Source organism: Microvirga puerhi (assembly GCF_020089865.1).
Classification (GTDB): Bacteria; Pseudomonadota; Alphaproteobacteria; order Rhizobiales; family Beijerinckiaceae; genus Microvirga; species Microvirga puerhi.
This window is the reverse complement of sequence record NZ_JAIRBM010000006.1, coordinates 23,314-47,113: the sequence shown is the minus strand read 5'-3', so window position 1 is coordinate 47,113 and position 23,800 is coordinate 23,314. Positions and strand designations below refer to the sequence as shown.

Annotated in this window: 28 protein-coding genes and 4 tRNA genes; 19 read left to right on the top strand and 13 right to left on the bottom strand. The window is 60.0% G+C overall.

The window, feature by feature from the left end:
* Window positions 1–32: 32 nt before the first annotated feature.
* Both K9B37_RS09730 and K9B37_RS09725 read left to right on the top strand, forming a co-directional pair.
* On the top strand, window positions 33–1,220 hold the full coding sequence (locus tag K9B37_RS09730) for a DNA recombination protein RmuC (RefSeq protein WP_224312881.1): 1,188 nt from the start codon (window positions 33–35) through the stop codon (window positions 1,218–1,220).
* A gap of 156 nt (window positions 1,221–1,376) precedes the next feature.
* A complete protein-coding gene (locus K9B37_RS09725; protein ID WP_224312880.1) occupies window positions 1,377–1,880 on the top strand; it encodes a YciE/YciF ferroxidase family protein in 504 nt (167 codons plus the stop codon).
* Between the two features lie 72 nt (window positions 1,881–1,952).
* Here the strand turns inward: K9B37_RS09725 and K9B37_RS24900 are convergent, their stop codons facing one another.
* The 6 genes from K9B37_RS24900 to K9B37_RS09685 form a co-directional block, all read right to left on the bottom strand.
* The gene (locus K9B37_RS24900) at window positions 1,953–4,325 is read right to left on the bottom strand and encodes a hypothetical protein (RefSeq protein ID WP_369414264.1); all 2,373 of its coding nucleotides are present in this window, start codon (window positions 4,323–4,325) and stop codon (window positions 1,953–1,955) included.
* Between the two features lie 107 nt (window positions 4,326–4,432).
* Window positions 4,433–5,164, bottom strand: coding sequence for a pyrimidine 5'-nucleotidase (locus K9B37_RS09705; RefSeq protein ID WP_224312879.1), 732 nt, complete (start codon window positions 5,162–5,164; stop codon window positions 4,433–4,435).
* Between the two features lie 78 nt (window positions 5,165–5,242).
* The gene (argB, locus tag K9B37_RS09700; RefSeq protein ID WP_224312878.1) at window positions 5,243–6,157 is read right to left on the bottom strand and encodes an acetylglutamate kinase; all 915 of its coding nucleotides are present in this window, start codon (window positions 6,155–6,157) and stop codon (window positions 5,243–5,245) included.
* Between the two features lie 179 nt (window positions 6,158–6,336).
* Window positions 6,337–6,708: a DUF423 domain-containing protein gene (locus K9B37_RS09695; RefSeq protein ID WP_224312877.1), complete on the bottom strand. Its 372-nt coding sequence runs from the start codon at window positions 6,706–6,708 to the stop codon at window positions 6,337–6,339.
* On the bottom strand, window positions 6,705–7,361 hold the full coding sequence (gene yihA, locus K9B37_RS09690) for a ribosome biogenesis GTP-binding protein YihA/YsxC (RefSeq protein WP_224312876.1): 657 nt from the start codon (window positions 7,359–7,361) through the stop codon (window positions 6,705–6,707). The genes K9B37_RS09695 and yihA overlap by 4 nt, the downstream gene beginning before the upstream one ends.
* Window positions 7,362–7,403: 42 nt before the next feature.
* Window positions 7,404–8,891 carry a CYTH and CHAD domain-containing protein gene (locus tag K9B37_RS09685; protein WP_224312875.1) on the bottom strand — a complete coding sequence of 496 codons (1,488 nt, stop codon included), beginning with the start codon at window positions 8,889–8,891 and terminating at the stop codon, window positions 7,404–7,406.
* 208 nt (window positions 8,892–9,099) lie between these two features.
* Between K9B37_RS09685 and K9B37_RS09680 the strand changes: the two genes are divergently transcribed.
* Window positions 9,100–9,684 carry an NUDIX domain-containing protein gene (locus K9B37_RS09680; RefSeq protein WP_224312874.1) on the top strand — a complete coding sequence of 195 codons (585 nt, stop codon included), beginning with the start codon at window positions 9,100–9,102 and terminating at the stop codon, window positions 9,682–9,684.
* A gap of 14 nt (window positions 9,685–9,698) precedes the next feature.
* On the opposite strand, the gene K9B37_RS09675 is transcribed toward K9B37_RS09680, so the two are convergent.
* From K9B37_RS09675 to rpmH, 4 genes are all read right to left on the bottom strand, one after another.
* Window positions 9,699–9,860 carry a hypothetical protein gene (locus K9B37_RS09675; RefSeq protein WP_224312873.1) on the bottom strand — a complete coding sequence of 54 codons (162 nt, stop codon included), beginning with the start codon at window positions 9,858–9,860 and terminating at the stop codon, window positions 9,699–9,701.
* A gap of 76 nt (window positions 9,861–9,936) precedes the next feature.
* Window positions 9,937–11,787: a membrane protein insertase YidC gene (gene yidC, locus K9B37_RS09670; RefSeq protein ID WP_224312872.1), complete on the bottom strand. Its 1,851-nt coding sequence runs from the start codon at window positions 11,785–11,787 to the stop codon at window positions 9,937–9,939.
* The gene (gene rnpA / locus K9B37_RS09665) at window positions 11,780–12,223 is read right to left on the bottom strand and encodes a ribonuclease P protein component (protein ID WP_224312871.1); all 444 of its coding nucleotides are present in this window, start codon (window positions 12,221–12,223) and stop codon (window positions 11,780–11,782) included. Before rnpA ends, yidC begins: the two co-directional genes overlap by 8 nt.
* Before the next feature lie 21 nt (window positions 12,224–12,244).
* Window positions 12,245–12,379: a 50S ribosomal protein L34 gene (gene rpmH, locus K9B37_RS09660; RefSeq protein WP_027314822.1), complete on the bottom strand. Its 135-nt coding sequence runs from the start codon at window positions 12,377–12,379 to the stop codon at window positions 12,245–12,247.
* Between the two features lie 558 nt (window positions 12,380–12,937).
* Between rpmH and K9B37_RS09655 the strand changes: the two genes are divergently transcribed.
* From K9B37_RS09655 to K9B37_RS09625, 7 genes are all read left to right on the top strand, one after another.
* On the top strand, window positions 12,938–14,401 hold the full coding sequence (locus K9B37_RS09655; protein WP_224312870.1) for a dihydrolipoyl dehydrogenase family protein: 1,464 nt from the start codon (window positions 12,938–12,940) through the stop codon (window positions 14,399–14,401).
* A 9-nt stretch (window positions 14,402–14,410) separates the two neighbouring features.
* Entirely contained in the window at window positions 14,411–15,838 is a 1,428-nt protein-coding gene (locus K9B37_RS09650; protein ID WP_224312869.1) for a sensor histidine kinase, read from the top strand.
* A 119-nt stretch (window positions 15,839–15,957) separates the two neighbouring features.
* Window positions 15,958–16,034, top strand: a tRNA-Arg gene (locus K9B37_RS09645).
* Window positions 16,035–16,142: 108 nt separating this feature from the next.
* Window positions 16,143–16,218: transfer RNA gene (locus K9B37_RS09640), tRNA-Ala, on the top strand.
* 23 nt (window positions 16,219–16,241) lie between these two features.
* A tRNA-Gly gene (locus K9B37_RS09635) sits at window positions 16,242–16,316 on the top strand.
* A gap of 11 nt (window positions 16,317–16,327) precedes the next feature.
* A tRNA-Asp gene (locus K9B37_RS09630) sits at window positions 16,328–16,404 on the top strand.
* 124 nt (window positions 16,405–16,528) lie between these two features.
* The gene (locus K9B37_RS09625; RefSeq protein ID WP_224312868.1) at window positions 16,529–16,798 is read left to right on the top strand and encodes a GlsB/YeaQ/YmgE family stress response membrane protein; all 270 of its coding nucleotides are present in this window, start codon (window positions 16,529–16,531) and stop codon (window positions 16,796–16,798) included.
* Between the two features lie 69 nt (window positions 16,799–16,867).
* On the opposite strand, the gene K9B37_RS09620 is transcribed toward K9B37_RS09625, so the two are convergent.
* Window positions 16,868–17,098 (bottom strand): YgaP-like transmembrane domain, encoded by a 231-nt coding sequence (locus tag K9B37_RS09620; protein ID WP_439651708.1) that lies wholly within the window; start codon window positions 17,096–17,098, stop codon window positions 16,868–16,870.
* Between the two features lie 149 nt (window positions 17,099–17,247).
* Here K9B37_RS09620 and K9B37_RS09615 point away from each other — a divergent pair, with 149 nt between their 5' ends.
* A complete protein-coding gene (locus K9B37_RS09615; protein ID WP_224312867.1) occupies window positions 17,248–17,742 on the top strand; it encodes a YciE/YciF ferroxidase family protein in 495 nt (164 codons plus the stop codon).
* A gap of 164 nt (window positions 17,743–17,906) precedes the next feature.
* On the opposite strand, the gene K9B37_RS09610 is transcribed toward K9B37_RS09615, so the two are convergent.
* A complete protein-coding gene (locus tag K9B37_RS09610; RefSeq protein ID WP_224312866.1) occupies window positions 17,907–18,047 on the bottom strand; it encodes a hypothetical protein in 141 nt (46 codons plus the stop codon).
* Between the two features lie 158 nt (window positions 18,048–18,205).
* Between K9B37_RS09610 and K9B37_RS09605 the strand changes: the two genes are divergently transcribed.
* From K9B37_RS09605 to K9B37_RS09575, 7 genes are all read left to right on the top strand, one after another.
* A complete protein-coding gene (locus K9B37_RS09605) occupies window positions 18,206–18,772 on the top strand; it encodes a hypothetical protein (protein WP_224312865.1) in 567 nt (188 codons plus the stop codon).
* The gene (locus K9B37_RS09600; RefSeq protein WP_224312864.1) at window positions 18,759–19,154 is read left to right on the top strand and encodes a phage holin family protein; all 396 of its coding nucleotides are present in this window, start codon (window positions 18,759–18,761) and stop codon (window positions 19,152–19,154) included. Before K9B37_RS09605 ends, K9B37_RS09600 begins: the two co-directional genes overlap by 14 nt.
* Entirely contained in the window at window positions 19,151–19,549 is a 399-nt protein-coding gene (locus K9B37_RS09595) for a DUF3618 domain-containing protein (protein WP_224312863.1), read from the top strand. Before K9B37_RS09600 ends, K9B37_RS09595 begins: the two co-directional genes overlap by 4 nt.
* Window positions 19,550–19,825: 276 nt before the next feature.
* On the top strand, window positions 19,826–20,332 hold the full coding sequence (locus K9B37_RS09590) for a hypothetical protein (protein WP_224312862.1): 507 nt from the start codon (window positions 19,826–19,828) through the stop codon (window positions 20,330–20,332).
* A gap of 438 nt (window positions 20,333–20,770) precedes the next feature.
* Window positions 20,771–21,172, top strand: a complete 402-nt coding sequence (locus tag K9B37_RS09585; RefSeq protein ID WP_224312861.1) for a response regulator — start codon at window positions 20,771–20,773, stop codon at window positions 21,170–21,172.
* An 82-nt stretch (window positions 21,173–21,254) separates the two neighbouring features.
* Complete coding sequence (locus tag K9B37_RS09580) at window positions 21,255–21,707, top strand: response regulator (RefSeq protein ID WP_224312860.1); 453 nt, start codon at window positions 21,255–21,257, stop codon at window positions 21,705–21,707.
* 160 nt (window positions 21,708–21,867) lie between these two features.
* Window positions 21,868–22,179, top strand: a complete 312-nt coding sequence (locus K9B37_RS09575) for an SWIB/MDM2 domain-containing protein (protein WP_224312859.1) — start codon at window positions 21,868–21,870, stop codon at window positions 22,177–22,179.
* A 14-nt stretch (window positions 22,180–22,193) separates the two neighbouring features.
* Here K9B37_RS09575 and K9B37_RS09570 read toward each other — a convergent pair whose 3' ends face one another.
* Window positions 22,194–22,811, bottom strand: coding sequence for a hypothetical protein (locus K9B37_RS09570; RefSeq protein ID WP_224312858.1), 618 nt, complete (start codon window positions 22,809–22,811; stop codon window positions 22,194–22,196).
* A gap of 116 nt (window positions 22,812–22,927) precedes the next feature.
* Between K9B37_RS09570 and K9B37_RS09565 the strand changes: the two genes are divergently transcribed.
* Window positions 22,928–23,791 (top strand): D-amino-acid transaminase, encoded by an 864-nt coding sequence (locus K9B37_RS09565; protein WP_224312857.1) that lies wholly within the window; start codon window positions 22,928–22,930, stop codon window positions 23,789–23,791.
* Window positions 23,792–23,800 lie beyond the last annotated feature (9 nt).

Below are 23,800 nucleotides of genomic sequence, written 5' to 3'. Positions count from 1 at the left end.
TCGGATGATTTCGTCAACCGGAACCTTGCCTCATGAACGACCCCGTTCTGCTGTTCGGCGCTTATGCTATCCCTTTTGGGAAGCTGATGGCCGGAATCGCCGTCTCGTGCCTCCTGCTCCTGGCCGTTCTCACCATCCTGCTGTCGCGTAGCAAGCGGGAGAGAGCCTTCGAAGCGGCTTTGGCCGCGGAGCGGGCTCGGGAGATGGACGACAAGATGGCAGAGCTGACGCGGATCCAGGCGGAGATGACGGGACGGATGCAGACCATCGCCGAGGTCTTCGGGACACGCCAGAGCGACTTCGTGCGGCTGATCTCGGAACGGATCGATGGGCTCCAGCACCGGGTCGGCCAAGGTCTGGAGGCGACCACGCGCCATCAAACCGAAAACCTGTCGAAGCTGAACGAACGCCTCGCGGTGATCGATGCGGCCCAGCGCAACCTAAAGGACCTGACCGGGGAAATCGTCAGCCTGAAGGACGTGTTGTCCAACAAGCAGAGCCGAGGCGCCTATGGGCAGGGCCGGATGGAGGCGATCATTCGCGACGGGCTCCCGAGCAGCGCCTTCGAGTTCCAGCCGACGCTGTCCAACCGCACGCGGCCCGATTGTCTCGTCCGGTTGCCGGGAGATGCCCGGGGCCTCGTGGTCGATGCCAAGTTCCCGCTGGAAGGGTTCACGCTCTTTCGCGAAGCAAGGGAAGAGGAGGGCAGAGCAAAGGCTGCGGCGCGAGTCCGCAATGACATGCTCGTCCATGTGAAGGACATCGCCGAGAAATATCTTATCCCCGGCGAGACGCAGGACATCGCGATGATGTTCGTTCCCGCCGAGTCGATCTATGCCGACTTGTCGGAACACTTCGAAGACGTCGTGCAGAAAGCCCATCGCGCACGGGTGGTGATCGTTTCACCTTCTCTGCTCGCTCTGGCGATCCAGGTCATGCAGTCTCTGGTGCGCGATGCACGTATTCGCGAGGAAGCGCATGTCATTCAGATCGAGGTGCAGAAGCTTCTGGAGGATGTCGAACGCCTCGATGGTCGCGTGGCCAAGCTCGATGCTCACTTTCGTCAAGCGCAGGAGGACGTAAGCCAGATCCGGGTTTCGACCGAGAAGATCACCAAGCGCGGCCAGAAGATCGAGGCTTTGGAATTCGAGCAGGAGCAGACAGAAATGCGTGCCGAATGGCTCCGCCTTCATGGCCCGGGCTTGCGCGCTGTCGAATAGAAACGGTCACGCTGCTGCCGCCGTTCGGCAAACAATGTCGAGGCGGATTCACATCTAGGTCTGGGGAACTGGCGAAGCATCGCGACGTTCTTGAACCATCAGCCGCGATTTTCGCCAGCTCTGCGTCTGGCTCCCCCGAAACGAAGGATGTGAACCATGGGTCTCTTGTCGAAGGACATCAAGACACTGGATGATCTCTTCATCCACACGCTGCAGGACATCTATTATGCTGAGCAGCAGATCACGAAGGCGCTGCCGGACATGATCGAGAAAGCAAGCGATCCCCAGCTGAAGCAGGCATTTCAGTCGCATCTGGGCGAGACCGAGCAGCAGGTAAAGATGGTGGAGCAGGTCTTCCGTATGCACGGCCACGATCCGAAGGGCGTGACCTGCCCGGCGATCGACGGGATCATCGACGAGGCGCAGGATGTGGCCGGCGATATCGACGATCCGCAGGTGCTGGATGCGGCTCTGCTTGCCGCTGCGCAGGCCGTGGAGCATTACGAAATCACTCGCTATGGAACGTTGGTCGCCTGGGCGAAGCAACTTGGACGTGAAGATTGCGCTCAGATCCTGCATCAGATCATGGAGCAGGAACGCGCCACTGATCAGAAGCTGACACGAATTGCCGAGAGCAAGATCAACACTAAGGCTGCATAAAGGCGCAACCTCTGCAGTCTGTGAAAAAGGCGGCCTTTAGGCCGCCTTTTGATTCATTCAGGGGTCCACTCGTCAGATGACCATGAAGTCGAGATAGGTTATCTTGAGGCCCTTCTTGAGGGTGGCGATCTCGACCGCCTTGCCTTTGCTCGATCCATCGGCGTCGTAATAGAGCACGCCCTTCTTGTTGTCGTAGATAAGATAGTCGTTCTTGTCCTTGGCTTTGGATCCAATTGTAAAGAACGCCTTGTTGAGCTTGCCCGGCTTCAACTCTGTGCCCTTGCCGAGCTTCTTGAATACTATGTTGTCGAGCCAGATCGTGTCGTCCTTGACATTGAAGTCGACGATATTGTCCAGGTTCGTCTTCTTGTTCGAGGCGTAATCGAAAACAAAGATGTCCTTGCCGGATCCCCCCGTCAATTGATCATTGCCTTGGCCGCCCCACAGCCTGTCATTGCCGCCACCGCCGTTCAAGGCATCGTTGCCTGCTAGGCCCTTCAGAACATTGGCCGCTGCATTGCCGATGACCGTATTGGCAAAGCCATTGCCGGTCAGGTTCAGAGCGCCAGCCCCTGTAGCGATAAGCACTTCCACTTCCGCATCAGAAGCCAGTGCGAAGCTCGTGCTCGCCTGAACCGTATCGATGCCGTTGCCAGCCGCTTCCGTTACGAGATCTGCGGCATCGTCGACAATGTATATGTCGTTGCCGGCGCCGCCTTTCAGATGATCCGCGCCGGTGCCGCCGTCGAGAAGATCGTTGCCGCCTTCACCTTCAAGGGAATCGTTGCCGGCGCCGCCATAAAGCATGTCGTTGTCGCTGCCGGCTTCGTGGATGCTGTCGTCGCCATCGCCGCCATAGACCGTGTCGGCGCCCGTTGCGCCATAGAGCTGATCGCGTCCGGCGCCGCCATCGAGAACATTGTTCCCATCGTTACCGAAGATCGTATTGTCGAGAGCGTTTCCTGTGCCGTTGATATTGCCACCGGCGTTCTCGAGCGCGAGATATTCGACATTGGCGGTCAATGTGTAGCTGATTTTGGCGATCACACGATCGAACGTGCCGCCGTTCGCATCCTCCGTCACCACGTCGCCGGAAGAGTCCACGAAATACAGGTCGTTGCCGGCCCCACCGATCATGATGTCGGCGCCTGCGCCGCCGATCAGCATGTCATCGCCCTTGCCGCCATCGAGGTGATCTGCACCGGCGCCGCCGTCGAGCGTGTCGTTTCCATCCTCGCCGCTGAAGGTGTTCGCGCCACTATTGCCGGTGAGGAGATTGTTGGCATCGTTGCCCGTGGCCGCGAAATCGCGTGTGCCGGTGACCGTGAGCTTCTCGAAGTGGTCTTGCAAGATATATGAAGCGGGCGCGTAAGCATCGGTAATTTTGATCGTATCGGTGCCTCCGTCCTCAAGCTCCGTAATCGTGTCAGCCGCATCGATCACGTAGGTGTCATTGCCCTTGCCGCCCTCAAGGACATCGGCACCGCCCTTGCCGTCGAGTGTATTGTTGCCGTCATTCCCGACAATCGTGTTTGCGTTGGCATTTCCAATGGCATCGATATTTTTATCGCCGATCAGCGTAAGATTCTCGACATTGGGCAGCGTTTCCAAGCCGAAGCTGATCGAAGCTTTGATTGTATCTGTACCCTCGTTTGACGCTTCCACCACGATATCGTTGATGTCGTCGACATAGTACAGGTCATCGCCTTCGCCGCCTCTCATGTTATCCGCGCCGAAGCTACCATCGAGAGTGTCGTCGCCTTTTCCCCCCTCCAGCAGGTTGTTTTCCATATTGCCCGTAAGGTGATTGGCATAGTCGTTGCCAGTCGCTCTCACGCCGGACATCAATTCAATATTTTCGATTTCGGTGCCGACAATGGAATAGTCAAAAAGAACGAAAACCGTGTCGTTTCCGCCATCAGCGTCCTCAACAACCACGTCGTTAACATCATTGAGGTAGTAGGTGTCGTTACCAAGACCACCCGTCATGTGGTCGGCGCCAGCACCGCCGTCGAGCGTGTCGTTTCCTTTGCCGCCGTCGAGAATGTTCGCGAGGTCGTTACCCATGAGGTAGTTGTCGTCATCGGTTCCCGTGGCATGGATTGCCGTCCCGATCAGTCCAACATTCTCGACATTCGCGTAATTGTGCAGATCGATATCAAAGTAGGAGAGGATGGAGTCGTTGCCTTCGTCCGCGCCCGCCGCCTCGGTAATGACCACGCCCGCTGCCGCGTCATAAAGAACGTAGAGATCATCGCCCTTGCCGCCGATCAGGGTGTCTTTGCCGCCGTTGCCGTCCAGCGCGTTGCTGGTGTCGTTCCCGGTCAGGATGTTATCGAGGGCATTGCCGATGATATTAGAATCGATATCGGTCGCCGAGAGCGTATAGTTCTGCTCCTGGTCCGTAAGAGTGTAGGTATTCTCGACGGGATCGTAGGTGGCCACGGGACGTTCTCCATAAGGGGACTCTCCAGTAGCGTAATTCACATATTATATCATATCAACAGACGATGCTTCGCCATTATGGGTCGTCTACCGCCCAGGCGGCAGCTCTATAGGCGAATCGGCAGGACACCCCCGTGCAGGAAGCCTGCCAGATCGTCCGTGACATGGTCGATGTGCTGGGCCCTCACGGCTTCCTGCTCGAATTCCTCGCGGAAGGGGTCGGCGGTCCTGGGCACGACGAGGGTGGTGGTCATCCCTAGGTCATGGGGAACGATCAGGTTCTTGGCGATATCCTCGAACATGGCCGCCTGCTTGGGCTCTACCGCATGTTTGTCGAGGAAGCTCTCATAGGCGCGGCGGTCCGGCTTGGGCACGAAATTGGCGGCAGCGATATCGAATACGTCCTCGAAATGATCGAGAATGCCGATCTTCCTGGCCACGTTCTCCGCATGCTTGCGGGAGCCGTTGGTCAGAATCAGCTTGCGGCCCGGCAGTTTTTCGATCGCAGTCCCCAGACGAGCGTCCAGGGCGATATCCGTGTGGTCGATGTCATGCGCGAAGTCGAGGAAATCATAAGGATCGATATTGTATTCATCGATCAGGGCCCGCAGGGTCGTGCCGTATTTATGATAGAAATACTTCTGCAATGCTCGTGCCGAGATGCCGTCGATCCCGAAAAGATCTGCGATATACAGAGTGATCCGTTCGTCCACCTGCGGCCAGACACGGGACGTGTGGGGATAGAGCGTGTTATCGAGGTCGAAGATCCACGTATCCACATGGGAGAAGTCCCTTGCTTCCCTAAGGGACAGTTTTTCGTCGATCGGCAGAGCTTTCATGGCACCCAGAGATGGCAATGGGGCCGATGCGGCCCCATTCCGGTAATATAGGCACTGGATGGCCGGTTTTGAAGAGACCTACCCCCGGCGGATCATGGTGCCGGCGCCATGATCCGTGAAAAGCTCGAGCAGGACCGCATGTGGTACCTTTCCGTCGAGGATGACCACGGCCTCCACGCCCCGCTCCAGGGCATAGATGCAGGTCTCGATCTTCGGGATCATGCCATCGGTGATCGTGCCGTCGGCGATGAGGCGGCGGCAATCGTCGATGGTCATGTCAGGAATGAGATTCTTGTTCTTGTCGAGCACGCCGGGAACGTCCGTCAGGAGCAGGAGGCGCTTGGCCATCATTGCCCCCGCGATGGCACCTGCGAAGGTGTCGGCATTGACGTTGTAGGTCTGTCCGTCGCGCCCCACGGCCACGGGAGCCAGGACCGGAATCAGCTCGGCGCTCAGGACCTGATCCAGAACCGCCCGATTGACGGATTCGGGCTCTCCGACGAAGCCGAGATCCACCACCTTCTCGATGTTGGAATCCGGGTCGACGGCGGTTCGCGTCACCTTGCGGGCCGTGACCATGTTGCCGTCCTTGCCGCATAGGCCCACGGCCTTGCCGCCCTCGGCCCCGATCCAGCCGACGATCTGCTTGTTGATGGATCCGGCGAGGACCATCTCCACGACCTCGACGGTGGCCTCGTCGGTCACGCGCAGCCCGGCTCTGAATTCGGACTTGATCCCGAGCTTGTCGAGCATCTTGCCGATCTGCGGTCCACCGCCATGAACCACGATGGGCTTGATTCCCGATTGTTCGAGCAGCACCACGTCCTCGGCGAAATCCTCGGCAGCGGCTCGGTCGCCCATGGCATGGCCGCCGTACTTGATCACCACGACCTGCTGGTCGTAGCGCTGCATATGCGGAAGAGCCTGCACCAGCACTTCGGCTTGCACGTGGACGTCGGGCAGCTGCTGGGCTGCAGGGTTGGCATTGGACATGAAGGGCCCCGGCGCGAGAGTGAACGGAACGGCGAGGGTTCTAGAGCATCAGGCTCGAAAGTGGAATGCACTTTTGGGCCCCGTTCGATGCTCTCCCATTTCAAGCGACGTATCGTTTCACATGGAAAACCGGATCCGCTTTCCCATGATGAGTTGGCCGAATCCCGAGGAGGGCGGTCTCACGATCTCCGGTGAAGAAGGCCGGAGGCTCCTGCGAGCAGCCAACCGATCATGAGAAGAACGCCTCCCGTCGGTGCGGCCATGGGCACCAGGGGAAGTCCGGAAAGGGTGCGGCGGGAGAGATCGCCGCAGAACAGCACAAGCCCGAGAAGAAGGACGACCCCTGAAAGGCGCGCAAGCCGCGGATGCAGGAGGCCGCCGGCTCCCAAGGCGGACAGCGCAAGGAGCGCCGGCGCATGGAACAGAAGGAATTGCGCCGCCGTGAGCAGATTCCCACCGCCCGTCACGTGAGCCGCGGCCGCCGACAAGGCGACGCCCAAGCAGCCTGCCAGGCCCGCAGCAACCAACAGAAGCCGATCGGGCACGGTCATCCCTGGCCCCGCTCGTCCAGAAGACGGGCGATATGGGCGCGCAGCTCTGAGATACCCGCAGTCGTGCGGCTCGAGGTCGGCACGATGACCGGGTAGGCTGCAGCGCGCTTGGCGATCTTCTGCGCCGTGTCGGCTAGGCACTTCTCGATCTCGCCCTTCTTCAGCTCGTCCGCTTTCGTCAGCACGATCTGGTAGGAGACCGCGGCCTTGTCCAAGGTTTCGAGCACATTCTCGTCGACGGGCTTGATGCCGTGCCTGGCATCGATCAGGACATAGACGCGGGCGAGGCTCGCCCGTCCGCGGAGGTAGTCGTGGATCAGCTTGGTCCAGGCCTGCACCTTCTCCTTTTCGACGGCCGCATAGCCGTAGCCCGGCATGTCGACGAGCTGGAAACGTCCTCCGATATCGAAGAAGTTGAGCTGCTGGGTCCGCCCGGGCGTATGGGACGTGCGGGCAAGGGTGTTTCGTCCCGTGAGGGCGTTCACGAGGCTCGACTTGCCGACATTGGAGCGTCCCGCGAAGGCGATCTCGATCGGCCCCATGGGCGGCAGGTTCTGCAGGGAATTCGCGGCCCATTTGAAATCGGCCTCGCCGGCAAAGAGCTTGCGGCCGATTTCGAGAAAGGGGTCCGTTTCTGGTACCGTGTCTGTCATGAGCCCCTTATCGGTGCTTGCACGCCGTTGTTCAAGGCGTGCCTAAACATTCCAGAACGGTTTTGCCTTCACCAACTTGCGGGCGGAGGCCTCGGCACGCGTCTCGAGCCTCTTCATCCGCGTGGCCTGTGACTTCTCCGCGCCGTGCGCCGGAAAAAGCTTTTCGGCCATGATGATGTCGTTCATCTCGCCGAGTTCATCCTGCTGGTCTTGGAGGTTGCTCAGCATCGACTGGCGGCGTCTCTCAGCCTGTTTCGCCGGGAAGGTCGCTGCGAAGAATTCGAGGCCGTAGCGCAGCTCCTTGATCCTGATGCGTAGCTTATGGCGCCGCTCGGCATCCAGATCCGGCAGGCGCCGGGCGCCTTTGCGGATCCGCTTCCAGCGACGCTGCAGCTCGGTGCTCGCCCGGTCCGTCGCCGGGATCGCCCGCGCCTCCTGAACGCGCTGCTTCCTGCGGAAATGCCATTGCCCTGCCTCGATCCAGGCCGCAAGCCACAGGACGGAACGCATGAAACGCCGTTTCTCCAGGGTCTTCAGCAGAGCTTCGTAGGCCTTGGCGCGTTCGCGTTCGGCCTCATTCAGGGCCTCCCTGTCCAGATCAGGCCCGGTTTCCCGCAATGTGTGGACGTAAACATCCATATCGCGCACATGGCCAAGCTTTCGGCCGATCCAGCGCAGACGTTTTCGGACCGCCTTGCTCTCTCGGTCGTCCACCAGAGGCTCGAACAGCGCTACCGCTGCCTTGAGGCGTCTTGTCCCGACACGCATCTGATGAAGAGCCTCCGGCGCTCGGGTCCGGCGCAGGATTTCCTCATTCTGAATGACCTGGAAAAGACAGGCTCTGGCCGCCAGCTGGAAAGCCTTCTCGCTGCTCATGTGCGGCTGAATAGCAATCTCTTTGGCCTTGACCGAGGTCGCGGTGTCGGCCCCCAGAAGGCGATACCCTCGTTCGGATTTCGTGAGGGTCGAGAGCCGCAGCGGCATGCCATCCTGGAGATCGAGGGCAATGGAGAAGAGCGCGGATGTGTCCCCCCGTTTCAGCTCCAGCTCGACCTCCGTGAAGGGAAGGTGCTGCTGACCCGCGATCGCGGCGGCTTGGTCCAGACTCAGCTCAATCAGGGCGCCGTCCCTCTCGAGGGAAAAAACCCGCCGACGGGTCTCGATCATGAAAAGAGGGAGCAGGCTTTCTCGGAGGGCCGCGTCCGCGAGCAAGTCAGCCAGGGGCGTATCGGAGAGCATATCGAGATCGAGGCCCTCCTTGACCGGGCACTCCCACTCCTTCCGGTCAAGGGCAGGACCGCTCTCTTCGCCGCTCGCCTTGAGGGTCTGAATCAGGTGGCCGTCCTTCTCCCTGATTCGGAGAGAGAGTTGCCGCTGACGGAGGGCAAGCTCGGGCGTGTCGAAGTAGGTGGCACGCAGGATCCCACTCTGGTCGGCAAGTGGCTTTGCTTTTTTCAGGACGGAATGCGCCAGAAGGTCGTCCAGGGTGCCGGATGCAAGCTCAAGCTTGAGCTCGACTTCACGCGGCACCTCTGGCTCCTGTGATGACGTCAGGTTGGGGCGAGCTTGGTCCATGGTTACTGCCGCAGCAATTTTGCACTGTGTTGAATCTAGGGGCCATTGCTCCGCAGAAAATGTAGCTCTGCCCCATGAATGTATAGGAGTGCAATTGGGGTGCTCTCATGGTTCTGATGCCGGGTTGCGACATGTCACTGTGAATGCCACGTGAGGAGTTCCCATGAAAGCAGATCCGGTCCAGATCCATTCTGTGGAAGTCCTGTCGGACGATTGGGCCATCCTGAAAAAGGTGACGTTCGACTATACTCGTCGGGATGGGCGGATCGAACGGCAGGTCCGCCAAACCTATGATCGCGGCAACGGCGCCGTCATTCTGCCCTACGATCCGACCCGCCAGACCGTCCTGCTGGTTCGACAATTCCGGCTGCCCGCCTATGTCAGCGGCCATCCTGCGCCGCTGATCGAGGCCTGCGCCGGCCTTCTCGACGATCGCGACCCGGAGACCTGCATTCGCCGGGAGGCCGAGGAGGAACTCGGCTACCGGCTGCGGGATCCGAAGCGCGTCATGCAGGCCTTCATGAGCCCCGGCAGCGTCACGGAGCAGCTCGTGTTCTTCGTGGCCTGCTACGATGCCCGGGATCGTATCGGAGCAGGGGGCGGGGCGGAGGAGGAAGGGGAGGACATCGAGGTCCTGGAGCCGACCCTCGACGAAGCTCTGGCGATGATCGAAAGGGGCGGGATCATCGACGGCAAGACCATCATGCTGCTGCAGCACATGAAGCTGAACGACCTGATGGCGACGTGACGCGAACGGACGATTCAGGCGGCACGCTTCAGCGTGTCGAGATTCACCCCCCGGACGGCGTTCGGGTTGCACGTGATCTTTTCCAGATTCCGATCCCACCAGCAGACCGCCAGAATCGCCTCGAGCAGCTCGTCCTCGAAGCAGGCGTGGGTGACCAGGGATCGGGACCGGTCCACATGGGCTTGGCCTCCGTCGCAAAAAAATATCCCCGGGGAAGGGCCCCGGGGATGATCATGCGGCTCTTCTAGGCAATCAGCCCTTGGCCGCTGCCTTCTTGCCGAACATGTTGCGCAAGTTGTGCACCAGTTCGATCCGGACACCGTTGCGCTTCATGATGAAGGCCTGCTGGGTTACGGAGAGCAGATTGTTCCAAGCCCAGTAGATCACGAGACCGGCCGGGAACGAGCCGAGCATGAAGGTGAAGATCACCGGCATCCACGAGAAGACCTGCTTCTGAACCGGGTCCGGCGGCTCGGGATTCATCTTCATCTGCAGCCACATGGTCACGCCCATGATCAGCGGCCAGGCGCCGAGCATGAGGAAGTGGCCGATGACCGGAACGGCGCCCGGGTTGAAGGGCAGCAGGCCGAACAGGTTGAAGACCGAGGTCGGATCCGGCGCAGCGAGGTCGCGAATCCAGCCGAAGAACGGAGCATGGCGCATTTCGATGGTGACGAAGAGCACCTTGTAGAGCGCGAAGAAGACCGGGATCTGGATCAGCACGGGCCAGCAGCCCGCCACCGGATTGATCTTCTCCTTGCGATAAAGCTCCATCAGCGCCTGCTGCTGCTTCATCTTGTCGTCGGCATAGCGCTCGCGAATCGCCGCCATTTCCGGCTGCACGGCCTTCATCTTCGCCATGGAGGCGTAGGACTTATTGGCGAGCGGGAAGAACAGGATCTTCAGGATCACGGTGACGAGCAGGATCGCCACGCCGAAATTGCCGAAGAGCTTGTAGAAGAAGTCCAGGACCTGGAAGAGCCGCTTCGTGATGAAATAGAACCAGCCCCAGTCGATCAGCAGATCGAAGTTCTTGATCTGCAGGTTGGTGGCGTACTGGTCGACGGTCGCGACCTCCTTGGCACCTGCGAAGAGGCGCTGCGTCATTTCCGCGGTGGCGCCGGGCTGCACGGTCTGGGTCGCGCCCAGGATATTCGCCTGGTAGGTCGGGCCAGTCGGATCCTGCCGGACAGTGAAGGAGCCCTGATAGGCCTGCCCCTGATCCGGGACGACCGCCGCAGCCCAGTATTTGTCCGTGATACCGACAAAGCCGCCGGTCACGTTGTCCCAGACCCGGCCGACGACATTCTGTCCCGAGACCGGGCTTTCCTTGTCCAGCTTGGTATAGGTGTATTCTTGCAGGCCCTGGTCGCCGAGAACGCCGATCATGCCTTCATGAAGAACGTAATAGCCGAGCGTCGTCGGCCGGCCGTGGCGGGAGACGAGGCCGTAGGGATGAAGGGTGACGGGATCGGAACCGTGGTTCTCGACCGAATCCTTCACGGTGAACATGAACTTGTCGTCCACCGAGACAGTGCGACGGAAGACCTGCCCCTTGCCGTTGTCCCATGAAAGAGTCACGGGGCTCGCAGGCGTCAGCTTGTCCTTGTCAGCCGTCCAGATGGTGTTCGGGCCCGGGACGGCATCGGCCTGCGCGCCGACCCAGCCGAATTCCGCATAGTAGGGGTTCTGACTACCGGAGGGCGAGAGGAGAACGATGTTCGGACTCTGGGGATCGACCGTCTCGTGATAGGTCCGCAAGGCCACGTCGTCGACGCGGCCCCCACGCAGATTGATGGAGCCGATGATCGCGGGCGTCTCGATCGGAAGACGCGGCGAACGGGCCAGTGCCGCCTCACGTGATTCCACCACCGGAGCGGCAGGAGTCGCCGGAACCGTGCCGGGGACCGGCGCGGAAGGCCCACCTGCTTGGCTTGGCGTCGGCGCGGGCGGGTTGGTCTGTGTCGCAGCGTGCTGCTGAGCCGTCTGCGCTGCCTGACGCTGCTTTTCGGCCTCCGGGGCGGCAAAGAAATACTGCCAGCCAATCAAAACCACCATCGACAGCACGATGGCGACGATGAGGTTTTTGTTCTCGTTACGCATGGGAATGTCCGCGACGCTCGCCGTTAGGAGGTGAGGAGGGGATAGAGCGGCCCTCGGGCCGCGCCGTTCTCGGCTTGGTGACGATACGCAAGGCCCGCTGAAGGTCGTCAATCAGCTGGTCGTAATCAGCGGTGAGGATGTCACGTCGTCCGATCACCACGATATCGGCATGAATGCCGGCATAATCTAGACCTGCCGTGCGGCATGCGGTTCTAAGACGCCGCTTGATCCGATTGCGCTCGGTCGCATGACCGACCCGCTTGGTCACCGTCAGCCCGATCCGCAGGGGATTGGCCAGATGGCCAGTGTCTTCGTCGTCCCGCAGGCGGCCTTGGACCGTCATCCGCTCCGTATGAAAGCGGCGGCCAGAGGCCGCCGCAACGAAATCAGATCGTTTCGTCAGGCGCCCGACCGAACCTGCGCGAGCGTCGCGCACCGGTCTGCCCTGAACGCCGGATTACGCCGAAAGGCGCTTGCGGCCATGGGCGCGGCGAGCAGCGATGACCTTACGGCCACCCTTGGTCGCCATGCGCGCACGGAAGCCATGGCGGCGCTTGCGAACGAGCTTGCTCGGTTGATACGTCCTTTTCACGGCTCATCTCCGGTCGAATGGGGCAGCGGTGCTCGAAGGCTCGCGCCCGTCTGGATTTGTGGGGAAACCCCGAAACTGTCTCGAAAAAACGATCAGCGCCCATAATGAGCGCCGTCAGCTTGCGGGCTTATGACGGAAGGGCGGCGCAAAGTCAACGCTGCTCGGGTCTCTAGCCTCCTCGAAAACAGCTCTCACGAGGAAGTGACCTGTTCGGCCTTTGTCGGCGTCCATTCTAGATAACAGAAACGCTGAAGTAAAAGCTTGACGGTCAGCGAGCGGAGCGATGGGGAGCAGGGCCTCGGGCCGGTGCGACAATACCTGTCTGTGCGTTCACCCTCCTCGATGCTGAGATGCCTTCCCGCGGGGCGTCACCGCAACCTAGTCCTTGAGAATTTGGTCCGTCACCATGGCGGCATCCGGAGTGGGCGATTGCTGAGTGACACCGGACCTGCGGAGCCGTCTCACCACGGAACGGATGATTGCCCTGGCGGTCCCGAGTATCCTGGCGCTGTCCCCGATCCTGTTCCGATGGTGGCAGGGTCACAACGAGGAGCGAGCGTGACCGCATCGAACGAAGCTGCCCGAAAACAGGGTGTCCTCAAGCCCGATCTCTGCGTGATCGGTTGCTCGCGGGCAGGCCTCCTGATTGCCTCTGCCGCCGCTGCGCTCGGGGTGAGCGTCGTCCTCGTCGATAACGAGCACGCAGGAGAAACGAGCGTCGAGACAGACCGTATTGCCCATCAGGCCTTCATCGCTGCCGCCCGGCAGGCAGATGCTGGGCGCCGGGCGCGCGGCTTCGGCATAGGCTCGGGGGACGAGCCCGCCGTCGATTTTGTCGCGGTCGCGGGACATGTCCGGGAGGTCGTGAAGTCCCTCGCACCGATGACGTCGCACGAGCGCTACCGGGCTATGGGTATCCATGTCATCGAGGCGAGGGGCCGATTCATCGACCGCCGGACCCTAGCGGCGGGCGAGGTTCTCGTCCGGCCGCGGCGTTTCGTCATCGCTGTCGGCTCGAAGCCGGCGATCCCGGATATTCCGGAAATTGATGGCGTGTCGTGCCTCACGGCCGCGACGATCGGCAGCCTTCAGGCGAAGCCGGAACATCTGGCGATTCTCGGTGGCAATGCCTTCGGCCTTGAGATGGCTCAGGCCTATCGCCGCTTCGGTGCCCAGGTTTCGGTGCTGGAATCCGAAAGCCGCATTCTCCCGCATGAAGATCCCGAGATGACTGCTGTCGTCGAGCGGGCGCTTCGAGCCGAAGGAGTATCGGTCCGGACCGGCGTTGCCGTTTCCAGAATCGAAGGGAAGCCGAATGGAGCCTTCGCATTGGTGTTGCAGACTGAGAGCGGGGAAGAGGTCCTGGCGGCAAGCCATCTGCTCGTAGCAACCGGTCGCAAAATGGATCTGGAAGGGCTGGGGCTTGGGAACGCGGCCGTCGAGGCCGGTCCATCCGGAATTTGGGTGGATCGGGGCCTACGGACGACGAACCGGAGGATCTACGCCGTTGGCGACTGTATCGGCGGAAGCGAATTTTCCATTCATGCGGCCAGTCACCATGCGGAACTCGTGCTCCGCAGGGTCTTGTTCCGCCTTCCCGCCAGGCTTGGGGCTGCTCCTGTTCCAAGAGCCACGTTTACGGATCCCGAGCTTGCATCCGTTGGCTTCGCAGAAGAAGAGGCACGCGTCCGCCATCGGGAAATCCGCATCCTCCGCTGGGCATTTGTGGATAACGATCGGGCATTGGCAGAGCGCTGTTCGACCGGTCATCTCAAGGCCGTCGTGACGCCCAACGGCCAAATCCTGGGGTGTACGATCGCAGGCCCTCGCGCCGGTGAGCTGATTATGCCCTGGGTCCTTGCAATGGCGCGAAATCTAAAAGTTTCCGATCTGGCAGGACTGGTCTATCCATATCCTACGCTGTCCGAGATCACGAAAAGTGCCGCAGTGGAATTTCTGAAGCCATCGGCGCAGAATCCCTGGGTGAGGCGTTTCGTCGGATTTGTCAGCCGCCTGGGATAAAGGGTTTGGATGAGAGCTGAGCGGCCGAATTTCCTCAAAGGGGGGATCCTGAAGCGCTTAGGACTCTCCGCGCGTCTTCTTCTTCTCACCCTGCTGTTCGTGATGATCGCGGAGGTGCTGATCTATGTGCCCTCCGTCGCCAATTTCCGTTTGACTTGGCTGAATGACCGATTGGCGGCCGCGCAGATTGCCGCCCTCGTGCTCGATGCAGCGCCGGACCAGAATCCATCGGGCGATCTGGAAATGCGCATCCTGTCTGGCGTCGGGGCAAAAGCCATCGCCATCAGGGGCGGGGGGCGCCGAAGCCTTCTGGCAACCGGCGATATGCCGTCCGAGGTCGGCAAGACGGTCGATCTGCGCACTGTCACCTGGACGCAAAGTATCCGCGACGCTTTCGAGCTCATGATCGACCCGCCGCATCACCCGGTGCGTATCATCGGTTCAGGCGTGGGGGTCGATTTCGTCGAGATGCTGCTCGATACCCAGCCGCTGCGTAACGCGATGCTGGTGTTCTCGCGCAATATCCTGCTGGTTTCCCTGCTCATTTCCGGCCTGACCGCCTGCTTCGTCTATTTTGCCCTGCAATGGGTCATCGTCCGCCCTGTCCGTAGGCTGACAGGTAACATCGCTGAATTTTCTCAGAACCCGGAGGATGCCTCTCGCGTCATCCAGCCGACCGACCGGGCAGACGAGATCGGCCTTGCCGAACAGGCGCTCGCGCGCATGGAGACGACCCTTGCGGACGAGTTGCGCCAGAAGCGTCGCCTCGCCGAGTTGGGACTTGCCGTCAGCAAAATCAATCACGAGCTGCGCAACATGCTGACCACGGCTCAACTGCTCACGGATCGCCTCGACCGGGTCAATGACGAGCGCGTGCAGCGAATCGCGCCACGGCTCGTCGCGACGCTCGGCCGTGCCATCGCATTCTGCGAGGGGACATTGGCCTATGGGCGCGCGACGGAGCGCCTGCCACGGCGGCAGCTTATTCCCCTCGCGCCGCTGATCGACGATTTGTCTCATCTGACCGATCTGGCGCCGGGGCGCGGAATCGCTTTCGAGCGGCAAATGCCGGATGGGCTGATGATCGATGCCGATCCGGATCAGTTGTCCCGGATATTGGTTAACCTCGTCCGCAACGCCACGCAGGCGCTGAGCCAGGCTGGTTCCTTCGAAGGGCAGCCACAGATCACCGTCTCGGCGAGACGGGAAGGGCGGTTGGTCGCCATCGATGTCAGGGATAACGGGCCGGGAATTCCAGAGCGGCTCCGGGCCGGATTGTTCACGCCATTTCAGGGCTCGGCTCAGAAGGGAGGGACGGGACTCGGCCTCGCTATCACCGCAGAACTCGTCCATCTCCACGGCGGCACCATTTCCTTGGCGGAGAGTAACACCGGAACGTGCTTCCGTGTGCAAATCCCGGATCGTCAAACGTCTTAGAAAAAATTTTCAGCCGACCAGTGCAGCTTCCTCAGAAAGAGGCTTGCCAACCCCGTTCGAACACTTTAATTGAGCCGTCCTCCGGACAACGCTGCTTCTCGCAAGCAGCTGCCGAGTAAGCGCCCGTAGCTCAGCTGGATAGAGCACCAGACTACGAATCTGGGGGTCAGAGGTTCGAATCCTTTCGGGCGCGCCATTCTTTGAAGAATCTTCGATCAGCATTGCGCTGCTTTGAGGAGGGACTATCCTCGGAGCCCGGTCGTCAGGCTCGGGTACCGGGGCGATGACGGTGTCTGTTCGGCTTGGGGTCATAGCTCAGTTGGGAGAGCGCTTGAATGGCATTCAAGAGGTCGGCGGTTCGATTCCGCCTGGCTCCACCAACCGATCAGGCAAAACGGAGCGTGCGGGTGTAGCTCAGGGGTAGAGCACAACCTTGCCAAGGTTGGGGTCGAGGGTTCGAATCCCTTCGCCCGCTCCAAAAATCGATGCGCGGGCGTAGCTCAGTCGGTTAGAGTGCCGGCCTGTCACGCCGGAGGTCGCGGGTTCGAGCCCCGTCGCCCGCGCCAGTCGATCAAATTATCAGGCAAATCTCCTGGCGATTTTGGGCACCATTCGACGCAGTCGATTCGGTGGCGCAACCTTAGCCACGTCTGTGCGTTTCCTGTGAGCTACGGTCACGGGGAACATCTCATGAGTATCATCTGGACAATCATCATCGGCTTTGTCGCCGGCGTTATCGCCAAGCTCATCATGCCCGGACGGAATGAGCCGTCAGGCTTCATCCTCACAACCATCCTGGGCATCGTCGGCGCCTTCGTGGCGACCTATCTTGGCCAGGCGCTCGGCTGGTATCGTGCCGATGAGGGTGCGGGATTCATCGGCGCGATCGTCGGTGCGGTCATCGTCCTGTTCATCTGGGGTCTGATCGCGGGGCGGAATCGCACCACCTCGACTTACTGAGACGATCGACCTTCTGATGGAAACGGGCTGCAAGGCGACTTGCAGCCCGCTCCCGCATGGGTGGACGGCTCAACGCAGGCGTGGAGTTGATTCGTTCGGGCCGAACAGCGCGGCTTTGACCGGGCAGCTGCCCTCATAGCCTCGCCAAGCGAGGTATGAACCGCCCAAGAGGGCGGCGATGTTCAGGAGTGGATTGGGACGGGGTTTGACGCCCGCCGCGGCCAGCCCGAGCCCCGCCACGATGTAGGCGGCTCGCTCCATGGTCGTGAGATTCTGTTCACCGGACATCGCATTCGCCACGTTTATCTCCTTTGGAAAACCGTAACCGCAACGCGACGCTTCCTGGTCGAGTTCCCGCCATCGACTCTTGCAAACCGATTCAAGAGACGGGCGGAACCACGCAACTTGGCCGTCGTTGAGTCCACGCTCAACGATAGGGAGTTGCTGTAATGCCGAGCAAGGAAAAGACGTTGGACGACCTGTTCCTTCACACGCTGAAGGATGTCTATTACGCGGAAAAGCAGATCCTCAAGGCTCTGCCTAAGATGGCCAAGAGCGCGGAATCGGAAGAACTGAAGCAGGCCTTCGAGACCCATCGCGACGAGACCGAAGGACAGATCGAGCGGCTCGAGCAGGTTTTCAAGCTGCTTGGCAAGCCCGCCCGCGGCGTGCAGTGCGAAGCCATCAACGGCATCATCGAGGAAGGCAAGGAAGTCATGGAAGACTTTGCCGAAAGCGAAGTCCTCGACGCCGGTATCCTCGCCGCCGCACAGGCGGTCGAACATTACGAGATCACCCGCTACGGCACCTTGCGGACCTGGGCAATGGAACTGGGCATGCGGGACGCGGCAAAGCTCCTCGAACAGAACCTTGCCGAAGAGAAGAAGACCGACGAACTTCTCACCAAACTGGCGGAAGCGCGCATCAATACAAAAGCGGCCTAGCCGCTCGCGAAGGACCGAAAGGTCCCGCCTGCCCTGCGCGAACGGTCGCGCAGGGCAGGATCGGCCAATGCCTATCCTCGCGTACGATGAAATCGCGCGTGCATTCGAAAATGCTTAGACCGTGTTGTCGTTGTGAACATATCGATGTCGTGGCCGTCGGTGTGTCAAGGGTTCGCCATTGAACCGATGCTGAAGCGTCCTGTCACCGCGGGCGCTTTGTTGACGGCTTCCAATTTGTGGCTGGCATTGGTGCCATGCGCGGTGACTGCCCTTTCCGTTATCCGCACGGCTACCGCATCATTCATGACAATCTCAGCAAGAACCTTATCCGTGGGAATGAACGCCGCCGCGGATCGAATGTTGCGGGTTTTTCCGCTTGAACGGTGTGCTGCTCACCGCGCCGATAGCTGCGGAACCTGTAGCGTTTCAACGGGTTACCTCCTCGCGATCGGAAGAGGATACCATGAGCGTGGGACAGCAAGGCAGCGACACCAACCGTCAGCATGAGAGAGACGAAGAGAGCTGGGATACGCTGAGAGGCGACGTGAGCGACATCGCAGATGCCGCGGTCGAACAGGGCTGGCACTTCATCGATGCCGCGCGCGAACAGGCAACGGACTATGCCGGACGACGCAAGGCTGATGTCGCGCAATCGGTAGCCGATTTTGCGACGTCTTTGCGGGAATCGACCCGGTCCTTCGAGGAAAGGCCTAATATCCAGGCCGTGGTCGACAGCGCCGCTGAAGGACTCGAACAGCTTGCCGACTCGATCCGAGACCGCAGCTTCGCCGATATCTTCAACGACGTAGAGAACATTGCGCGGCAGAGGCCAGCAACGGTCGCGGCGGTTTCCCTGGCGATCGGTTTCCTGGCGGCACGATTCATCAAGAGCACCGCCGAGGATCTGCGCGAGGATGCCTATGTCACGCCACGTCGGCAGAACAGCGGACGCAACGCCCGGCGTCAGGGTGGGCAGGATCACAACGGCCAGCCGGCCGCGCGGCGGGAGACAAATCATGCCGGATCGTGAGGCACAGACGATTCAGAGCCTCGTCATCGAAGCCATCCGCGACAGTAGCGATTTGGCGCAGAAGGAATTCACGCTCTTTCGCACTGAGTTATCGGGCAACATTCGCACGCTGTTTATCGGCCTTGCGATGATTGTCGTTGCGGCGGTCTTCGCCATCGTCGCACTCCTGCTGTTCACCGACGCATTGGTGAAATGGCTTGCGACCGTGGTTCATTCGGAGGCGCTCGCGGCGCTTATCGTCGGCGGAGTCCTGGCCATCATTGCTATAGGGCTTGGGCTCTATGCCCGCCACGCCATGTCTCCGTCCGCGCTTGCGCCGCAGCGGACTGTGCGCTCGATCAGGCGCGATGCGGAAGTTTTGTCGGAGAGGGTCGCCGGATGACGCAGAGCATCGAGGAACTCGAACGAGAGATTGAGCAAAGCCGTGCCAAGCTCGATCTGACGATCGATCAGCTTCAGGGCAGACTTTCCGTCTCGGGCGTGGTCGATGACATGCTCGGGAGCGCCCGTAACGGACGATATGCGCCGGTGTTCGATCACGTGCTCAAGACGGTCCGGCGCAATCCGGTTCCCGTCATGCTGATCGCCGCCGGAATGGGACTGTTGTTCTATCGCCTTGGACGAAGACCGCGAGTCCGTACCCATGTCCGCGTCGTGGCCGATGAGGACATCGTAACCTATCCCGAAGAGCCACGTCTGTACGAGCCCGGTGCAACGACTCTTCAGTCCCCCCAAGATGTCATGGATCGCCGTCGCGGCGTCACCATGCGGATTTGAGTTCAACAGGAGATTTCTATGGCTGACCCGAAGAACGAAACAGGCAAGTCACCGTCGCAGCAGAGCCAGCAGAAGGGCAGCGGTTCGGACAGCGGCTCCGGAGCCAAGATTTCCGCTGGGACATCCCTCGGACATGTAGGTGAATCTCCGATGCCTCATGCCCAGGGCGGGACTCAGAACGGCAGCCGTCCTTCGCAAAGTTCGACGCTTGCTTCTCATACGTCTCAACCTCTCGGTGGAAAAGAAAACCGTGAGGCGGCGGATAAGAGTGCAGGGATGACTGATAAAGCACAGCAGGCAGCTCAACAGGCTGGAGAGAAAGTCCGGGACGCTGCCGAACAGGCGCGGCAGAAGGCAGGCGAAGCCTACGAAACGGCCTCCGACTGGGCGCAGGATACTTACGAGCGCGCATCGGACTGGGCCTCCGATCACTACCGCGACCAGCAGCGGCGACTTGATCAGATGCGCAACCGCTCTGCCAGGCAGTTCGGCCAGGCGCGGAACAGCATTCAGAATTACGTATCTGAGAACCCTATGGTGGTCGGTCTCGTAGGATTGGCAGCCGGTCTCCTGCTCGGTGCTCTTCTGCCCAGGACACGGCGGGAGAATGAAACTTTTGGCGAGTGGGCCGACGAAGTCCGCAACCAAGGTCTGCGCTATGCTAGGTCCGCGACGGAGCGGGGTCGAGAATATGTCGAGGAGGCATTCAGCGGAGATGATGACCGGTTCCGTCGTCACGAGAGTGAATACCGGTCCGATCGCTCGAACTCAGCTCCGCACTGAACTCAGATATTGCAAACCAAAGGCCGGCCTTTGGGCCGGCTTTTCTCTTCCTATGGGCTCTTGAGCTCTGGCAGAGGATTTCGGCGCTACCGTAGAAAAAGCAACGGCCACGGTGAAGTGATGCGCGTACATCCGGCGTCATCAGCTTCAGCATCGTGACCGTATCCGGCACCGCGTTTCGTGCCGGGTTGAGCAAAAGATAATGACGAGATGTGACAGTTTCAAGTCAGTGTATTTAAAAAATGGTTCAGCTTTCAGGCGATCCCCTCAAAGAGCTATTTTTACCGTAATTCTTCTGGGTTGAGGGCCGACTATTTCGCAACGGAACCTGCAGGACGTCTCGTCCGTTCCTTCTGTGTTCGCATATTGAAGCGGTTTTACTTAGCGGTTAACTCTTGGTGGCCGGCACGGGATCGATTGGTTCGATGAGGTGGCGACGTGCGTATTCTAATTTTGGAAGATGATCCTTTTATCGCGATGGATCTGGAGATGATCCTCCAAGATCGGGCTCATGAGATCATAGGGATTTACAGTTCGATCCGCGCTGCCAGAGCACATCTGGCGGATGAATTCGATTACGCTTTGCTTGATATCGATGTTGTCGATGGGAAAAGCTTTGATGTCGCCGTCGAGTTGCTTGAGCGAAAGGTGCCCTTTGCTTTCGTATCGGCCTCTTTGCCTGGGGACATCCCTGCAGGACTCGAAAGGGTGGCGTTTATTGCGAAGCCTTTCGAGGAGATGGCGATCCTTCGCTGTATTGAAGGGAAACTTAGTGACGGGAATCTGGATGAGGAGAGGGCTCGATCAGGTCTTTCTTCCTGCTGCATGCAGCCTTCCTAGACAGAGATTCCAAGGAGGCGGCTCTTACGGAACTAGTTTCCTTTTCACGCGTTGAGGAGCGTCGAGTCGCGAGTTTCGGTAAATGATCGAGGATCAGTCCACAGTTCTTTTGGTCGAGGACGAGCCCCTCATCCGCCTTTTCATTTCAGATTTGCTGGAAGATGCAGGCTTCAAGGTGGTCGAGGCCGCCAATTCTATGGAAGCTCTGACGATTCTTGAGGCTGGGCTACCCGTCGATGTCTTTCTGACAGATGTCGATATTCCCTTTGGGTGCAATGGCTTCGACCTCGCTTGGCAAGTTCATGGCAGGTGGCAGGAGACCGAGATCCTGATCATGTCGGGGCGTCAATGGCCTTCCCGCGGCGACCTTCCGCCGGGCGCAGCTTTCCTGGCGAAACCATGCCCTAACGATGCCATCGTTTCCCATGTGATTTCCGCGGCCGAGCGCACGAAAAGAATTCGCAATCACGGCGGAAAGTCGAATGTTTCCAAAGAATTGGCGACAAATGTCGTGCCATTCCCGAAAACAGGTTAATCGCTCCCAAAACGGTCTTGCTGACTGCCCGGACGAAACATAAGCTTTGCGCCCATTGGCCGTCTGACCGGTAAGCCGTTTCATTTCCGGCCAATGGACACTTTACAGACCCTTTCATGGCTGCGAAGGGTTGTCCTTACCTACTCTTTTGGAGGAATCCATGCCGACCAAGACGACAGACGGAAAAGCCGGTGCGAAGAAGCCTGCAGCCAAAAAGGCGGCGGGATCCAAGCCCAATGCGCTTCAGCAGCCCCTGCAGCCCTCCAAGGAATTGGCGGCGGTCGTCGGCTCCAACCCGCTGCCCCGCGGCGAGGTCGTGAGCAAGATGTGGGACTACATCAAGAAGAACAACCTGCAGAATCCCGAGAACAAGCGCGAGATTCTGGCGGACGACAAGCTTCAGCCGATCTTCGGCAAGAATAAAGTCACGATGTTCGAGATGAACAAGCACATCGCACAGCACCTGAAGTAATTCGCTGTGACAGCTCAGGAATCCTGCCGCCATTGTGAGAGCGGCAGGATATCCGGCCTTTCTCCTGGCGCTTTCGCCCACGGATCCACCGCCCATTTTCTATGATTTGCCTTTTCCGAGATGATTGCTGTCGTGTGCGGATAGCGCCCATCCAGAAAAAGACCTCGTGATTGCGGTCTTTCAACCTCATGAAAAGCCAGCAATCCGTTATCCTGCAGGATCAATAGCAGGCTCGTCGTATTGGCGGTCTCGTCCACGCAATCCATCTGTCCGCTTACCCCCGCCTTCGACGGCGGAGATTTCGGTGTGTCCGGGGGGCTGCCGAACTGGGTTGCCAGATAGGATGTGTAGAGTTTCACGACCTCGCCGAGGGCCCTTCGCTCCGTTTCCGGCGATGTCTTCGCCGACTTCAAGATTGCGCTTGCGCGATGGATCAGCGTGGCATCGACCGGCACGGCAGTCCGTCTGGCGCATCCATACCCATGACAGGCGATGATTTGGCCCTTCTCGGGTGGGACGTAGCCCTGCTCCAGGAACCAGGATTGCGCACCCTGTCCTGCACTGGCATTGCCCGCAGGCATGGCCAGGAAGAGGGGGAGGAATGCGGAAATGAGGTGTGGCGTCCACTTCATATTCTGAGTACCTATCGCTTAGGTCGCCCGATGCCTCAGGCAGGTCTTCATCATCAATCTAGGCTGTTTGCCTGGGCGGACCAGAGGCGGTCGGTTCCGTGCTGTCGAGGTTTTCCATGTCGCGCATCGTCTTTCTGAATGGTTCGTTTCTGCCCCCGGAAGAGGCCAAGGTTCCGATCATGGATCGAGGCTTCCTGTTTGCCGACGGCGTCTACGAGGGGGTCGGTGTGCTCGATGGAAGGCTGATCGACAACGAGGCCCATTTGGAGCGGCTTGAGCGGTCTTTGCGGGAGATCCGGATCGACAACCCTTATTCCCGGAACGAGTGGACCCGCCTGGAGCAGGAACTCGTCCGGCGGAACGGCATGACCGAAGGTTTCGTGTATTTGCAGGTGACCCGCGGCGTTGCCGAGCGTGACTTCTTCTTCCCCCAGGAGGGGAAGCCGACCGTGATGATGTTCACGCAGACCAAATCCATTGCAAACGCCCCGGCGGCGAAGAACGGGATTTCCGTCATCACCGTCCCTGATCAGCGTTGGGAGCGGCGGGACATCAAGTCGATCGCCCTTCTGGCGCAAGTTTTGGCCAAGCAGGCGGCCAAGGAGGCCGGAGCGCAAGAGGCCTGGATGGTGGAAAATGGCTACGTGACTGAAGGTGGGTCCTCCAGCGGCTTCATCGTCACCAAGGCCGGCAGCATCGTCGTACGACCCCTGTCCCACGCGATCCTGCCCGGTATTACCCGGCAGTCCCTGCTACGCTTGTCGAAGGAAGACGGCGTCACCCTGGAAGAGCGCCTCTTCACGGTTGAGGAGGCCTATGGCGCCGCAGAGGCTTTTCTGACCAGTGCCTCGAATTTCGTGGTGCCTATCGTCTCCATCGACGGCCGGCCGATCGGCGACGGCAAGCCGGGGCCGATAACGCGGAGATTGCAGGAATTGTATCTCCAGATGGCCCGTGAGCCAGCTATTGCAGCAGAATAACTCTTCCGG

Coding starts and splice junctions, on each gene's coding strand:
- yihA (WP_224312876.1), bottom strand. CDS start 7,361: ATGACAGACACGGTACCAGAAACGGACCCCTTTCTCGAAATCGGCCGC.
- argB (WP_224312878.1), bottom strand. CDS start 6,157: ATGTCCAATGCCAACCCTGCAGCCCAGCAGCTGCCCGACGTCCACGTG.
- K9B37_RS09610 (WP_224312866.1), bottom strand. CDS start 18,047: ATGAATGATGCGGTAGCCGTGCGGATAACGGAAAGGGCAGTCACCGCG.
- K9B37_RS09615 (WP_224312867.1), top strand. CDS start 17,248: ATGCCGAGCAAGGAAAAGACGTTGGACGACCTGTTCCTTCACACGCTG.
- K9B37_RS09575 (WP_224312859.1), top strand. CDS start 21,868: ATGCCGACCAAGACGACAGACGGAAAAGCCGGTGCGAAGAAGCCTGCA.
- K9B37_RS09565 (WP_224312857.1), top strand. CDS start 22,928: ATGTCGCGCATCGTCTTTCTGAATGGTTCGTTTCTGCCCCCGGAAGAG.
- K9B37_RS09730 (WP_224312881.1), top strand. CDS start 33: ATGAACGACCCCGTTCTGCTGTTCGGCGCTTATGCTATCCCTTTTGGG.
- K9B37_RS09605 (WP_224312865.1), top strand. CDS start 18,206: ATGAGCGTGGGACAGCAAGGCAGCGACACCAACCGTCAGCATGAGAGA.
- K9B37_RS09595 (WP_224312863.1), top strand. CDS start 19,151: ATGACGCAGAGCATCGAGGAACTCGAACGAGAGATTGAGCAAAGCCGT.
- K9B37_RS09625 (WP_224312868.1), top strand. CDS start 16,529: ATGAGTATCATCTGGACAATCATCATCGGCTTTGTCGCCGGCGTTATC.
- K9B37_RS09580 (WP_224312860.1), top strand. CDS start 21,255: ATGATCGAGGATCAGTCCACAGTTCTTTTGGTCGAGGACGAGCCCCTC.
- K9B37_RS09650 (WP_224312869.1), top strand. CDS start 14,411: ATGAGAGCTGAGCGGCCGAATTTCCTCAAAGGGGGGATCCTGAAGCGC.
- K9B37_RS09705 (WP_224312879.1), bottom strand. CDS start 5,164: ATGAAAGCTCTGCCGATCGACGAAAAACTGTCCCTTAGGGAAGCAAGG.
- K9B37_RS09695 (WP_224312877.1), bottom strand. CDS start 6,708: ATGACCGTGCCCGATCGGCTTCTGTTGGTTGCTGCGGGCCTGGCAGGC.
- K9B37_RS09590 (WP_224312862.1), top strand. CDS start 19,826: ATGACTGATAAAGCACAGCAGGCAGCTCAACAGGCTGGAGAGAAAGTC.
- yidC (WP_224312872.1), bottom strand. CDS start 11,787: ATGCGTAACGAGAACAAAAACCTCATCGTCGCCATCGTGCTGTCGATG.
- K9B37_RS09725 (WP_224312880.1), top strand. CDS start 1,377: ATGGGTCTCTTGTCGAAGGACATCAAGACACTGGATGATCTCTTCATC.
- K9B37_RS09570 (WP_224312858.1), bottom strand. CDS start 22,811: ATGAAGTGGACGCCACACCTCATTTCCGCATTCCTCCCCCTCTTCCTG.
- K9B37_RS09680 (WP_224312874.1), top strand. CDS start 9,100: ATGAAAGCAGATCCGGTCCAGATCCATTCTGTGGAAGTCCTGTCGGAC.
- K9B37_RS09600 (WP_224312864.1), top strand. CDS start 18,759: ATGCCGGATCGTGAGGCACAGACGATTCAGAGCCTCGTCATCGAAGCC.